At 37.0% G+C, this 15004-nt stretch carries 13 protein-coding genes; 8 read left to right on the top strand and 5 right to left on the bottom strand.

Features of this window, described 5'->3' with window-relative positions; translation table 11 throughout:
- Positions 1-69 precede the first annotated feature (69 nt).
- On the bottom strand, positions 70-399 hold the full coding sequence (locus BW936_RS02760; RefSeq protein ID WP_073241609.1) for a HesB/IscA family protein: 330 nt from the start codon (positions 397-399) through the stop codon (positions 70-72).
- A 517-nt stretch (positions 400-916) separates the two neighbouring features.
- Here BW936_RS02760 and BW936_RS02755 point away from each other — a divergent pair.
- Entirely contained in the window at positions 917-2374 is a 1458-nt protein-coding gene (locus BW936_RS02755) for a Gfo/Idh/MocA family protein (protein WP_076546785.1), read from the top strand.
- Positions 2375-2472: 98 nt separating this feature from the next.
- Complete coding sequence (gene thiL, locus BW936_RS02750; protein WP_076546784.1) at positions 2473-3516, top strand: thiamine-phosphate kinase; 1044 nt, start codon at positions 2473-2475, stop codon at positions 3514-3516.
- Positions 3517-3527: 11 nt separating this feature from the next.
- On the opposite strand, the gene BW936_RS02745 is transcribed toward thiL, so the two are convergent.
- The gene (locus BW936_RS02745) at positions 3528-3749 is read right to left on the bottom strand and encodes a hypothetical protein (protein ID WP_076546783.1); all 222 of its coding nucleotides are present in this window, start codon (positions 3747-3749) and stop codon (positions 3528-3530) included.
- A 251-nt stretch (positions 3750-4000) separates the two neighbouring features.
- Here BW936_RS02745 and BW936_RS02740 point away from each other — a divergent pair, with 251 nt between their 5' ends.
- Positions 4001-5278, top strand: a complete 1278-nt coding sequence (locus BW936_RS02740; RefSeq protein ID WP_076546782.1) for a branched-chain amino acid transport system II carrier protein — start codon at positions 4001-4003, stop codon at positions 5276-5278.
- Between the two features lie 8 nt (positions 5279-5286).
- Here the strand turns inward: BW936_RS02740 and BW936_RS19700 are convergent, their stop codons facing one another.
- Genes BW936_RS19700 through BW936_RS02730 form a run of 3 tightly spaced genes read right to left on the bottom strand, consistent with a single transcriptional unit; the run spans position 5287 to position 7532 of the window.
- Positions 5287-5460, bottom strand: coding sequence for a hypothetical protein (locus BW936_RS19700; protein ID WP_167368344.1), 174 nt, complete (start codon positions 5458-5460; stop codon positions 5287-5289).
- A 1-nt stretch (position 5461) separates the two neighbouring features.
- Positions 5462-6232: an exodeoxyribonuclease III gene (locus tag BW936_RS02735; RefSeq protein WP_076546781.1), complete on the bottom strand. Its 771-nt coding sequence runs from the start codon at positions 6230-6232 to the stop codon at positions 5462-5464.
- Between the two features lie 7 nt (positions 6233-6239).
- Positions 6240-7532, bottom strand: coding sequence for an aminopeptidase P family protein (locus tag BW936_RS02730; protein ID WP_076546780.1), 1293 nt, complete (start codon positions 7530-7532; stop codon positions 6240-6242).
- Between the two features lie 147 nt (positions 7533-7679).
- Between BW936_RS02730 and BW936_RS02725 the strand changes: the two genes are divergently transcribed.
- From BW936_RS02725 to BW936_RS02705, 5 genes are all read left to right on the top strand, one after another.
- Positions 7680-9131, top strand: coding sequence for a M20/M25/M40 family metallo-hydrolase (locus tag BW936_RS02725; RefSeq protein ID WP_076546779.1), 1452 nt, complete (start codon positions 7680-7682; stop codon positions 9129-9131).
- Entirely contained in the window at positions 9119-10864 is a 1746-nt protein-coding gene (locus tag BW936_RS02720; protein WP_143744045.1) for a M28 family peptidase, read from the top strand. Before BW936_RS02725 ends, BW936_RS02720 begins: the two co-directional genes overlap by 13 nt.
- An 82-nt stretch (positions 10865-10946) precedes the next feature.
- Positions 10947-13793 (top strand): WD40/YVTN/BNR-like repeat-containing protein, encoded by a 2847-nt coding sequence (locus tag BW936_RS02715; RefSeq protein WP_084182023.1) that lies wholly within the window; start codon positions 10947-10949, stop codon positions 13791-13793.
- Between the two features lie 266 nt (positions 13794-14059).
- Complete coding sequence (locus BW936_RS02710) at positions 14060-14449, top strand: DUF2721 domain-containing protein (protein ID WP_076546777.1); 390 nt, start codon at positions 14060-14062, stop codon at positions 14447-14449.
- 109 nt (positions 14450-14558) lie between these two features.
- Positions 14559-14975 carry a hypothetical protein gene (locus tag BW936_RS02705; RefSeq protein ID WP_076546776.1) on the top strand — a complete coding sequence of 139 codons (417 nt, stop codon included), beginning with the start codon at positions 14559-14561 and terminating at the stop codon, positions 14973-14975.
- Positions 14976-15004: the final 29 nt, after the last annotated feature.

Here is a 15004-nt window from a genome sequence, read left to right as displayed (position 1 = left end):
TGTAATAAGTAAAAAAATAATGAGTTAAAAACTACTCAAATATGATTTTACATATTCTAAACTTATTTTTTACAATGAAAAACTCTCTCCACAACCACACGTTCTTTGTGCGTTAGGGTTGTTAAAAACAAAACCCTTTCCGTTGAGTCCACCAGAGTATTCTAACACGGTTCCTACTAAATATAAAAAGCTTTTTTTATCTACAATAATCCGCACATTGTTGTCTTCGAACACTTTATCAGCATCATCTTTTTTATCATCGAAGTTTAACTCGTAAGATAATCCACTGCATCCACCACTTTTCACCCCAACACGTACATAATCAGTAGTAGCATCAAAACCTTCTTCTGTCATAAGGTTGATCACTTTCTGTTTAGCCGTTTCTGATACTTGAATCATAATTAACTAGATTTAATCTAAATAGTTTACAAATATACGTTATAAGTCCGTTTTTACCATAGAACCTTACATTATTATCCAGTATAGATCTATAGAGAAACTCTATCGACAAAACATACCATTTTTTTTTAAAATTTACTTGAAAATATTTAAAGTTTTCAGTAACACCATTCCTTTAAAAAAAGGAAAGAAATACATCGTCTAAATCAAATTACCTCTCGTGCCATAAACCTTAAAAGACTATAGCAATATGTAACTATAAAACAACCCCATTTAGTTTTCAAACCTTACCAAGGTATTTCAGTCTTCTATCACAGAAGACAAAAAAATTTCAATATTCTACAATTAAAAAAGCAAAGAAAATGTTAAATAATAAAATTAATTATACTGTAACCCATTAATTTTCAATGATTAAAATCATTTTTAAGGAATTACTAGCCGTCCTTGACATTTAGATTCACGTACATTTTGCTAGAATTCAAGTATCTTCATTACTAAAATCAAACAACAACAATTTATGTCACACAAGAAATTAAGCGACAAAAACAACACTCGCCGAAAATTTATGAAGAATACCGGCATGGCTGCAGCCGGATTTATGATAGTACCAAGACATGTACTTGGTGGAACCGGATTTATTGCCCCTAGCGATAAATTGAACATTGCCGGTATAGGTGTAGGAGGTAAAGGTCAGAGCGATATCGCTTCTTTTGCCGAGAGCCCAAACGTAAATATCGTATCACTTGCCGATGTAGATAATAGGCAAGCAGTAGGATCTAGAGAAGCATTCCCAAAAGCCAGCTATTTCAACGATTTTAGGGAGATGTTAGACAAAGAAGGCAAAAATATTGATGCCGTTTCTGTATCTACACCAGACCACAACCATGCCGTTGCAGCTTACCAGGCAATGTCTATGGGGAAACATGTTTATGTTCAAAAACCTTTAACACATGATATTTGGGAAGCAAGAATGCTGACAGAAGCTGCCAAAAAATTCAAAGTAGTTACGCAAATGGGTAACCAAGGTGGCTCTGGCGATGGGGTACGCACAATGAAAGAAATTTATGATGCAGGCATCATAGGTGATGTACACACCGTAAAATGCTGGACAAATAGGGCAATTTGGCCACAAGCACTACAAACACCCACCAAAAGAGATCGCGTACCAAAAGGTCTAAACTGGGACCTATGGTTAGGTACTGCACAAATGCGCGATTATAATGACGCATACCTTCCTTTTGATTGGAGAGGTTGGTCAGATTTTGGTACAGGTGCGCTAGGTGATATGGCCTGCCATATTATGGATCCGGCATATAGAATATTACCAATATTATATCCTGATACCGTAGAGTGCAGCGTTTCCGACGCATTCAGTGGTAAATTTGAAAACAAAAATTACCCAAAGAGTTTCCCTAACTCCAGTAAAATACACTTAAGCTACCCAAGAACGGATGGCAAAGGAAAGATCAAAGTAACTTGGATGGATGGCGGACTACTACCTGAACGACCAGAAGAATTAGGTGATGACGAAGCTTTAGGAAACTGGGACGGCGGTGTACTTTTCATTGGTACAAAAGGAAAACTAATGGCAGATTGCTACGGTGCCAATCCGCGTTTGTTACCATTATCTTTAAACGAACAATTTGAAGTTGAGCAAACTATTGCTCGTGTACCGGAAGGTCACTACTTGCAATGGGTAAACGCTTGTATGGCCGGTTACGGAAATGCAGAAACGAGTTCATCTTTTGATTATGCCGGACCGTTTACAGAAAGTATCCTAATTGGTAACTTAGCATTGAAGTCATATTTCGAAGTAGATCCTGCAGTAGAAAATCCGGGCTTCTGGGGTGGCGGAAAACAATACCACGGTAGAAAACGTTTACAGTGGGATGCCGCTAATATGAAGATTACCAACTTCGAGCCTGCAAACAAATATGTGAAACGAACCTATAGAGATGGTTATTCAGTAGGATAATCCATACCTCTAAACAATAGAAACTTTAGTTAGACCGAAGCTGAAAAGCTTCGGTTTTTTTATGTCATACATCTTATTTTACTTCTTATTTTTGCAACATGCTAGAAGATAAAGAACAAGAAAGAACTTCGTTAGAGAAATTAGGTGAATTTGGACTCATAGAACACCTTACCAAAGATTTTGAGCTTACTCAAAAATCTACCATTAAAGGAATTGGTGATGACGCCGCAGTGTTAGATTACAAAAAATCAAAAACAGTGCTGAGTACCGATCTTTTAATAGAAGGCGTGCACTTTGATCTTGCCTATATGCCATTAAAGCATTTAGGCTACAAATCAATAATGGTAAATTTATCTGATATCTATGCCATGAATGCAACAGCAACTCAAGTAACTGTTTCATTAGCTGTCTCAAACAGATTTCCGTTAGAGGCACTTGAAGAATTTTATGCGGGTGTTGCTACCGCATGTAAAACGTACAATGTTGATTTGGTAGGTGGCGACACCACCTCATCTAAAACAGGATTAATGATCAGCGTTACCGCAATTGGTATTGCAAACGAAGAAGATATTGCCTACCGTTCAGGTGCAAAACCAAATGACCTGTTAGTGGTTACCGGAGATTTAGGAGCAGCATATATGGGCTTACAGGTATTAGAGCGTGAAAAAGAGGTTTTTAAAGTAAACCCGAACAGTCAGCCAGATCTAGAACCTTATTCTTATATCGTAGAGCGACAGTTGAAGCCAGAAGCCAGAAAAGACATTCCTGAGTTATTAAAGCAATTAGAAGTTCACCCCACCTCTATGATCGATATTAGCGACGGACTCTCATCAGAAATTCTGCATTTAAGTAAGAATAGCGGATTGGGAATTGACTTGTACGAAGACAAAATTCCTTTAGACCCTACAGTAATTTCAGCTTGTGAAGAGTTTAAGATGGATAGTACTTTAGTTGCTCTAAGCGGCGGTGAGGACTACGAATTATTGTTTACCATAGACCAAAAAGAATTCCCGAAAATTAAGGGAAATCCTAACTTGACCGTTATAGGACATACCACGGGAAAAGACGAAGGGGCATTCTTGATTTCTAGGAATAATACGAAGATTCCATTAACCGCACAGGGTTGGAATTCATTTACTTAAAACAGCATACTTTAAGCTACTTGTTGTCGCGTAGCTGTATGCCTTCTTTGGTAAATATGCTCTAAAGTTCTATTGATATCTTGTAATTCAGGCGTTAATACAGAAAGATTACCACTTACATCTGTAGTTACCTCTTTTTGACAGTGAATACACTTGTACTCTTTAATGTGTGAGGTTATTTTTTTAGAAATAGCGTAATGATGACCGAAAATGCTGCAGAATATTTTTTTCATGCTGTAGGATTTGTTGCAAAAATTCCGATTTGGGGATCGAGAAAATGCGGTTAATATAATTTGTTGATACTCATAGAAAATTAACATAAGCTTAATTTCCTTTTGTTAATATACTGTATATTAAAGGTCTGCACCACTAATTGTTGTGAGTCTTATCCAACCTGTTGTCAATGCGCTTTTTTTTGCTGTTTCAGAAAATGAAAAACCTTGGCTTGCCTGTTATTTAATAATCTTTCACTTAATTTGCACTCATGTTTAAAAAAAAGGAAACCCTAATTACTGCCTTTGCCCTATTTTCTCTATTTTTTGGAGCGGGCAATCTAATTTTACCTCCTTTATTAGGTTTTAATTCTGGCAACCAATGGCTTATAGTTTCAATAGGTTTTGGACTTTCGGCTGTTGCCATTCCCATTTTAGGTATTTTAGCATATGCAAAGCTTCAAGGTACCCTTATAGATTTTGGCAATAAAGTTTCTCCAACATTTAGTTTAATTTTTTCCTTTTTCATTTATGCCATTGCAATAGCTCTTCCTAGTCCTCGTACAGCATCAGTAACACATGAAATAGCAATACAACCTTATTGGGACATCTCTTCGTGGTTTACTAGCAGCATCTATTTTGCATTAGTTTTGTTATTTGCAATGAACCGTTCAAAAATATTGAACATACTGGGCAAATTATTGACTCCCGCTATAATTCTAATTCTTCTTTTAGTAATAGGAATTACTATTTTCACGCTACCTTTTGATTTTGACAGTATAGCCATCGTAAATCCGTTTACGAACGGCATCATTGAAGGCTACCAAACATTCGATGCTATAGGCGCTGTTGTGGTCGGCGGAGTAATTATTATTTCCATCAATTTAAAATACACCAATGCCACCTATGAGGATAAAAAAATTCTTATACGCAATGCTGCCTGGTTTGCAGGGTTGGCACTATTTTTAATTTATATGGGATTAATACTTTCCGGGGCATTGTCACATTCCGTTTTTAATGCGGATAGCACTAGAACAGAAATTCTATCTGGCTTGGCCAAACAAAGCTTAGGAAATATTGGTAATTTATTTTTAAGCATGTTAGTAGGATTAGCCTGTTTTACCACGGCTGTAGGCATAGTAACCGGCACCGCAGATTTTGTTGCCTCTAGATGTAATGAATCTAAATTGGCATTTACCATCACGGCAGTCATTGGCAGTGTATTAGGCGTATTAATAGGGCAGTTCAATGTTGCCTACATCATTGCCGTTGCCATACCATCTTTAATGTTTATTTATCCTATTACCATTATACTTATTCTTTTAAACGTAGTACCGGATAAATATGCTTCGGCATTAGTCTTTAAAACCGTAACGGTCATTACTATAGTATTTAGCATTCCAGATTTCTTAGGAAGTATTAGCGCCATAGCACCTGCCGCCGACACCTTCTCTTGGATTCCGCTTCAACCATATAGTTTAGGCTGGGTACTGCCCGCACTTGTTGTATTTTTTGCCACCAATATTATTTATAGGGAAAAGCCCGAATAAAATACCTATTATCTATTTTTTCTCTTCTTTGAGTAATAATAGAAGATATAAGCTATGAAGACCATCACCACAAAAGGTAGATAGGTGCCAATAACAACACCTATCTCATATGCACTATCAGGGGCTTTCTGAATCTTCTCTTCAATACCGGAAACCTCTTGAATAAATACCAATAACCTCATATTAAAACTCTATTTCTAAACTAATTGGGCAATGATCACTGCCCATTACCTGATCATGTATTTCGGCAGACTTCACCTTGTCCCAAATAGACTCGCTAACCAAAAAGTAATCTAAACGCCAGCCTACGTTTCTACCACGTGCCCCACCTCTTGCACTCCAAAAGGTATATTTATCAAATGTTGTAGGGTGTAATTTTCTAAAGCTATCTACCAAGTTAACTTCTTTCAGCATGTGCTCAAACCCGTCTATTTCAACTTGTGTAAACCCAGATGTTTTATTGAAGTTACTTTTGGGGTTTGCCAAATCATTTGCGGTATGTGCTACATTAAAATCTCCTGTAATAATCAAAGGCTTCGACTTAGACAACTCCTTTAGGTAGTTGGTAAAATCTTTATCCCAACCCGCACGGTAATCCAACCTTTTTAATCCGCTACCACTATTAGGTATGTACACATTGACTAGATGAAATTGATCAAATTCAGAATGCGTAATCCGTCCTTCCAAATCGTGAATTTCAACACCCATATCCTTATGGAATGCTACCGGCTTCTTTTTAGAAAGAATTCCGGTTCCAGAATAACCTTTTCGCTCTGCACTATTGCTAAAAAGCTCGTAATCGGTAATACTTTTTAAAGCTTCGGCAACCTGATCATCTTGTGCCTTTGTTTCCTGAACACAGAATACATCGGCATCAAAATCTTTAACGATATCTTCAAACCCCTTTTTTACGGAAGCTCTTATGCCATTAACGTTCCACGATACTAATTTCATACTAACTTTATTTGTTCATTAATTCTTCAATCTCATCTGCCTTAATAGGAATATTCGCCATCAGGTTAAAAGGTTCTCCCGTTTCTTGAATAACAACATCATCCTCTAAACGAATACCCATATTTTCTGCCGGAATATAAATCCCCGGTTCTACGGTAAATACCATATTCGCTTTCATAGGAGTTTTCAACGCTCCGTAATCATGCGTGTTTAACCCAATATGGTGGCTGGTACCATGCATAAAGTATTTTTTATACGCAGGCCAATCTGGATTTTCATTCTGCACATCTGCCTTATCCAACAACCCAAGCCCCAGTAATTCTGAAGTCATTAGTTTACCACATTCCTTATGATATTCTGCCCAAAGTGTTCCAGGTACCAGCATTTTGGTAGCATCGTCCTTTACACGTAAAACAGCGTTGTATACCTCTTTTTGACGTTTGGTAAATTTTCCACTTACAGGTATTGTTCTTGTCAAGTCACTTGAATAATTTGCGTACTCCGCAGCGGTATCCATTAAAATTAAATCGCCCTCATGGCAAGGTTTATTATTCTCTAGATAGTGCAACACGTTGGCATTGTTTCCAGAAGCAATAATTGGCGGATAAGCAAAACCTTTAGATTTATTGCGTACAAATTCATACAGCAATTCAGCTTCAATCTCATACTCCATGACACCAGGCTTTACGAATCCAAGTAATCTGCGGAACCCTTTTTCGGTAATATTACACGCAGTTTGCATGATTTCTATTTCCTCTGGCTCTTTAATTCCTCTAATTTCTTGAAGAATTGGATTACTCTTGGCAACTCTATGAGCAGGATATTCTCGTTTACATTTTTTTATAAACCGGTCTTCACGCGTTTGGGTTTCTACGGCTTGCCTATAATGTTCATTGGTATTAAAATATATAGTTTCGGCCTCGGTCATTAGATCGAAGAATATCTTATCGAAATCTTGCAACCAGCAGATCGTTTCTATTCCAGAAACTTCGGTTCCTTTTTCCTTGGTCAATTTAGCACCTTCCCAAATAGCGATATGCTCATTTGTTTCTCGAACAAAAAGAATTTCTCGATGCTTTTTATTGATGGCATCTGGGAACAATACTAAAATAGTTTCTTCTTGATCAGCCCCGGATAGGTAAAAGATATCTCTATGTTGCTCAAAAGGCAAAACACTATCGGCACCTATTGGATAAATATCGTTAGAGTTAAAAACTGCTATGCTATTAGGCTGCATGCGGTCCATAAACTTCTTACGGTTCTTAATAAACAAGGAGTTAGGTATTTGATCGTATTTCATGAATTTTTATTTTGATATAAAATTACGCATTATGTGTTGTTTCCTTAAAAAATAGGGAATGGAATTATAAAATTTACAAGAAAGCAACGGGTCTATCTTAGTTACAAATTGGCTAACTTGTATTCCTAAACCAAATGCAGACAACTCATGAAAAAAATTGCTTACTTAATTATAGGCGCATTATGCCTACAAGCATGTTCGGACACCAAAAAAGAAGAATCACAAGCTGAATTATTTGCACGTATTGATACCGAGATCAAAGCAAATTCAAAAGGCTACAGTACGCTAAAAGAAGCTACGGAAACCATTGGCCACCGATTAACAGGCTCAACCAATGGCGCCAAGGCAGAGGAGTTTACCTATAATCTATTCAAGGAATATGGCTTTGACGATGTTACCTACCAAACTTTTAAAGTAGAAGCTTGGGCAAGAGGTGAAGTATCTTTAGATATTAATGATGAAAATTTTAAAGTAGCTACTTTAGGGCACGCACCTGTTGAAGCTCATGTGACAGGAGAAATTGTGGATATGGACAACGGACTAGAAGCAGATTATACTACCAACCCAGATGCAGTGAAAGGCAAAATCTCCTTAGTCTATATTTCTATTTTACCAGATAGTGAAGAAGGATTGAGCAATTTACACAGAAGTGAAAAAACAGCCTTGGCCATAAAATATGGTGCTATTGGCATCATTATTATTAATCAAGTGGACAATGGAGTGCTATTAACGGGTACCGCTTCCGTAACAGGAGAATTGATTCCTATTCCCGCTGTGTGTATTGGTAAAGAAGACGGCATGGCGCTGAAAGAATCTTTAAAATCTAAAAAAGCAATTGCCAAAATTGACATGACCAACACAAGTGACGTTATAGAAGCAAGAAACGTAGTAGCTACACTACCAGGGTCAGAGATTCCGCAAGAAGAGATTATTATTGGCGGTCATTTAGATTCTTGGGATTTAGCTACCGGTGCTATTGATAATGGTATTGGATCCTTTGCTGTAATAGATATTGCAAGAGCGTTTAAAGCAAACAACCTACAACCAAAAAGAACCGTAAAATTTGTAATGTTCATGGGGGAAGAACAGGGACTACTTGGTTCTAAATATTTAGTGGAACAAGCCATTGAAAACAACACTATTGAGAATATTAAATACATGATGAATTTAGATATGTCCGGCAACCCCATTGGCATGAATGCTGGCGGAGAATTGGATAACAAGCAATTCTTTACCGATCTAGGAGCTGCCATTCAAAAACAGGATACCATTTATCAGAACAAGTTCTCAAACAAATCTAGTTTACACAGTGATCACCAACCATTTATGCTTGAAGGTGTGCCTATTTTATCAGTTCACAGTAACCTGGATCGTTCTATTTACGGTTGCTATCATTCTGATTGTGATGATTTCAACTTGGTAAATGAAGACCATATGAAAAACACCGCGCGTTTTGGAACCATGATGTTGTGCGCATTGGCAGATGCCAACACATTACCAGCTACAAAAATGGATAGTGAAACCACTAAAGAATTTATGATCAAGAATGATTTAAAGGATAAATTGATTATTGGTAACGAATGGAAATGGGAAGAATAAACTCAGTTAAAAAAATCATTATAAGGCAGGGTATTGTTCCCGCACTATTCTGCCTTTCCTTTTTAACGGCATGTTCTCAGCAAACTGAAGAACAACCCGTGGACTATTTTGAGATTGTACGTCCTGAATTTACGGGTCAGCTTGCATACGAGACCACAGATTTTGTGGAAGATTATTGGCGTGTTGTGGGCAATACTGGCTTTAACAAAACCATTCACCTTATTGCAGATAGTTTACAAGCTGCAGGTTATGTTTTAGAAGCGAATGCAAAACAAAGCGACCGGTTTACCTACCGCATTGAAAAACGGGCAATGACCCACCACACTTGGGAACCCATATCTGCAGCGTTACAAATTGTGGGCACCAAAAATCCTTTACTGTTATCGGAAACCAACCGAAACATGACTTATTTAAATTCCGTTTCAACCCCTAAAAACGGTTTGAAGGCTGAAGTAGTTTGGATTAAATCTGTTGATGAACTAGAGTCAGTTTCTGTTAAAGACAAAGTTTTATTTGCAGAAATGAATGTTCGAAAATTGTATAAACTAGCGGTTGAAAAAGGCGCTGTTGGCATTCTAACGTATGACAATCCCGCATATTTACAACCCGAAAAGAACACTACTTCTATTCAGTTTAGAAGTCTTCCTTCTCAAGATGAGGGCAATTTTTGGGGTATTGCACTATCCTACGAAGCAAAAGAGAAATTAATAGCTAAACTTTATAAGGGAACTACAGAAGTTCTGGTAAATATTCAGACCAAAAGATATCCATCAGAAGAACTCACTATTGTTGCCGATATAAAAGGAAGTAAATTCCCGGATGAGCGTTTAGTATACAGCGCACATATTCAAGAACCTGGCGCAAATGATAATGCAACTGGGGTTGGCACTCAATTAGAAATGGCTACGACAGCGGCTAAATTATTTGCAGAAAACAAAACGGACTTTAAACGAACCATGACTTTTTTATGGGGCGATGAAATTATTTCTACCAGACGCTATATTCAAGAAAACACAACACGTGCAAAAGGGATAAAATGGGGAATTAGTTTAGATATGGTAGGTGAAAACACAGCTGTTACAGGTGGTACTTTCTTAATTGAAAAAATGCCTGACCCAAGTGCTATTTGGACGCGCGGAAAAGACAAACATAGTGAATGGGGCGGTGCTGTTTTAAAGTTAAAAGACATGAAACCTCATTACCTTAACGACTTTATAATTTCTACTTTCAAACAACAAGGAAAGTATGCCAATTGGGTAGTAGAAACCAACCCTTTTGAAGGCGGCAGTGATCACACTCCATTTTTGCAAGCCAATATACCCGGACTTTTACTTTGGCATTTTACAGACCAATTTTACCATACTGATAATGACCGTATTGATAAGGTATCTCAAGAAACTATGAAAAATGTGGGCACAGCAGCTTTGGTGAGCGGACTGGAATTGGTCAATGCCTCTGATTCTTTTGCTTTAGCTCAGATTGAAAATATTAAAAAACGAGCAAAAACACGTTTAGAAGATGAAGCAGAATTAAGTCTATCCGCACTTAAAAAGGGAAGCACAATTAATGAAGAAAAGCAGATTATTACCGCTTGGGAAGAGTGGTATTTAGCAGCGCTCACTTCTATAAATGACATTTACACCCATGGAAATTCTAATATTAAAACGGCTATTTCAAAAGCTAAAAAAGAAATACAGTTTATTTCAAAAGAATTAAAAGCATCACTGCAATAGAAGCTGCTGTCAATTAATATTACAGTTTGCCAAGTGCATAAGTAATCAGTAACTTACCATCAGCACTATCAACAACATGAAAATGAAACAATTCTATCTATTAGTATTTGCCAGTATTTCTATAGCATCGGCACAAATTCAACCTACAACTTCACAAAAAGTAGATGAATCTTTAATGGCAAAAAAATCTATGGATGCCAATTCATTGGTAAAAAACATACCATTGAAAAATATTGGTCCGTCTGTAATGAGCGGTCGCGTTGTTGATTTAGCGGTCAACGAAGATAATCCTACTGAATATTATGTAGCTTATGCCTCTGGCGGATTGTGGTATACCAACAATAACGGTAATTCATTCTCTCCCGTAATGGATAAAACACAAACCCAAAACCTTGGTGACATTGCGGTTCATTGGCAAAGCGGTACTATTTGGGCAGGCACTGGAGAAAACAATTCTTCGCGTTCCTCATATGCCGGTATTGGTATTTTAAAATCTACCGACAAAGGAAAAACCTGGCAACACATGGGCTTATCAGACTCCCACCACATTGGGCGTATTGTAGTGAATCCTGACAATGCTAACGAGGTAACTGTTGGTGTTACCGGACATTTATATTCTGCAAACAAAGAGCGGGGTATCTATAAAACCACAGATGGCGGTAAAACTTGGAAAAACACCTTATATATTGATAATAAAACAGGAATAATTGATGTTGCCGTTTCTCCCAATAATTACAGCCTACAATATGCTGCTGCTTGGCAGAAAGATAGAAAAGCATGGAATTTTACTGGCAACGGAGAAGGTTCTGGCATTTATAAAAGTACAGATGCAGGAAATACTTGGACAAAAATATCTACGCCAACCAGCGGTTTTCCTACGGGAAAAGGCGTTGGTAGAATTGGTTTAGCCGTTTTTGATGACAATACACTTTATGCAGTACACGACAATCAATTCAGAAGAAAAAAATCTGAAGAAAAGAAAGAAAAGAACTCTGGTTTAACGAAAGAAGATTTTAAATCGTTTACAAAAGAACAATTCTTGAAGCTGAACGATAAAGAGCTAAACGAATTTTTAAAGACGAATAATTTTCAAGAAAAATATAGAGCTGCCAACGTAAAACAACTGGTTAGAAGTAATGCAGTGCAACCGGCAGACCTGGCACTGTATTTAGAAGATGCAAATTCTATGTTGTTTGATACTCCCGTAATTGGAGCAGAAGTGTATCGCAGTGATAATGGTGGAAAAACGTGGAAAAAACAAAACGAAGAATATATAGACGACCTTTTTTATAGCTATGGGTACTATTTTGCCCAAATTAATATAGACCCTAATAATATTGATGCCATCTATCTATCCGGCGTCCCTATTATTGCTTCAAAAGATGGTGGTAAAACATACACTTCTATCAATGGTGATAATGTACACGCCGATCACCATGCGGTATGGATCAACCCCAATTTGCCAGGACATTTAATCAACGGAAATGATGGCGGAGTAAATACCAGTTATGACGATGGTAAACATTGGTTCAAGAACAACTCCCCTTCCGTAGGGCAATTTTATGCCATTGCGGTAGATAATGAAAAACCATACAATGTGTACGGCGGTTTACAGGACAATGGTGTGTGGATGGGCGCCCATAATGAAGAAGAAAACAAGGAATGGCACCAAACTGGTCAATACCCATGGAAATCAATTTTAGGCGGGGACGGCATGCAGGTACAGGTAGATAACCGCAATGCCAATATCGTTTATACGGGTTATCAATTCGGCAATTATTTCAGAATCGATTTGGAGAATGACCACCGACATTATATTCAGCCAAAGCATGCATTAGGGGAAACCCCATATCGTTTTAATTGGCAATCTCCAATTCTACTTTCGCCACATAATCAAGATATTTTATATCTGGGCAGTAATAAACTGCATCGTTCTTTAAACCAGGGGGATACTTGGGATACCATATCCGATGATTTAACCCAAGGCGGAAAAAAGGGCAATGTTGCTTATGGAACCTTGACGACTATTTCAGAATCGCCATTTACATTCGGACTTCTATATACCGGCAGTGATGACGGACTGATTAAACGTACGGACAATGGTGGTGGAAGTTGGACCAACCTATCAAAAGATTTACCCCAGAATCTATGGGTGAGCAGGGTAATAGCATCTAAACACAATGAAAACAGGGTGTATGCTACATTGAATGGTTATCGTTCAGATGATTTTACGGCATATGTTTATATGAGTGAAGACAAAGGAGCCACTTGGAAAAGTATTTCTAACAACATACCTGCCTCTGCAGTAAATGTCATAATCGAAGATCCAGAAAACGAAAATCTGTTATTTGTTGGAACGGATAATGGATTATACGCTTCATTAAATAGAGGCTCTACATGGGAATCGTTTCAAAACGGTATGCCTTACGTAGCCGTTCATGATTTGGTGATTCAACAAGAAGCTAAAGACCTTGTGGTAGGTACACATGGTAGAAGTATTTATATAGCTGATATATCAGCGCTTCAAAATTTGACCACTGATGTTAGGAACAAGGACACACATGTTTATCCTTTAAAAAACATAAAATATTCCTCTAGATGGGGAAATTCATGGAGTACATGGGCAAAACCAAGAACACCAGGTTTGGATATTACATTTTATTCCAATAAAGACGGAGTGTATGAGGCAAAGATAAAGTCCTCTGATAATATAACAGTCAGTGAAACCCAAATTATAGCAAACAAAGGCTTGAACATCCTATCCTATGATGTTGCATTTTCTAAAACGGGTAAGCTGAACTACCTTAAAAAGCACAAAACTATATTAAAACAAGCAGATAATGGAAGTACATACTTACCAACAGGCAGCTACACCGTGGAAATTAAAGGTAATGGTATAACGGAAAAAGTAAGTTTTGATGTAGAATAACCAAATGGGAATAGGTAAATATTACCATATAGATAGATTAGTAGGTATTTAGACTTAAGAAAAAAACATTGAGCAATTACAAGGAACTATCGCAGGTTATATCAAATGACGTTTAAAGTTTGTTGCACATAGACCGGCAAAGCCTTTTTTTCCATATTCGTTAATGAACTGGAAGTGAGAATTGGCAAATATACAGACATCACATTCCCTTAAAACTGATGTCACTTTTACTTATTTTATATAGCTATAGTTTAACATTATTATATATGGAACTAACTTTAGGAATACCCGCTTTACTTTTCCCAGCAATATCGTTGACCATGCTGGCATACAATGCGCGCTATTTGGCCATAGCAGCATTAATTAGGCAATTGCATAAAGAATATAAAGAAACAGAATCTCCTACCGTTGGGCTGCAAGTTCAAAAGCTACGCAAGCGACTTACAATAATTAAAAATATGCAGGCAACAGCTATTTTCAGTTTTCTACTTGCCGTAATTACCATGACTTTAATATATGTAGAACTTACATTCTGGGCAAATCTTGTTTTTGGGTTTAGCTTATTCGCCTTAATGATCTCACTGATGCTATCATTGATAGAAGTTCAATTGTCGACTAAAGCCTTAGAAATTCAATTAAAAGATATGGAGAGATAAGAATTGCTTGTCAAATAAAGAATCCTATCTAATAACAAAACGGTTCATCGATATTTTTATAAGCTATGAGGTTAATATCCAGTATATTTGACGTCTGACAATCATTGGCATGAAAAGAGTTCGAGAACTCGAATTAATAAAGCAAATAAAAGAAATAAGAGAATTCGAATTTGGGATTTTCTATTTTTTCAAGGGAGGTATTGTAATATCGGAAATGCATGAAGGGGCACAATTTAAGTGGAAAAATGCTAAAAAGGCCGTCTATGCAGCACAAGAAATTTATAATAAAGACGTACCATTAATATATATTGCCAATAGAGTAAATAGATATCATGTACCTACATTAGAGTGGTTTAAATTTCACAAAAACCGTTTCGACATGCAACATATTGCTTCAGTAGGCTCTTTAAAAGTCCATATATTTAGCTTCATAATAAAGCGACTAATTTTCCCAAAACGAATTACAATTTTCACAAATTTGGATGATGCCGTTAATTGGGCTCATGATATTTCTAAAAAACAATAAAATTCACTACTACATAAAACAACTTTTTG

It is taken from the genome of Maribacter ulvicola (assembly GCF_900155985.1).
In the GTDB taxonomy this organism is placed as follows: domain Bacteria; phylum Bacteroidota; class Bacteroidia; order Flavobacteriales; family Flavobacteriaceae; genus Maribacter; species Maribacter ulvicola.
The sequence above is the reverse complement of the archived record's forward strand: the minus strand, read 5'-3'. Positions and strand labels throughout refer to the sequence as shown.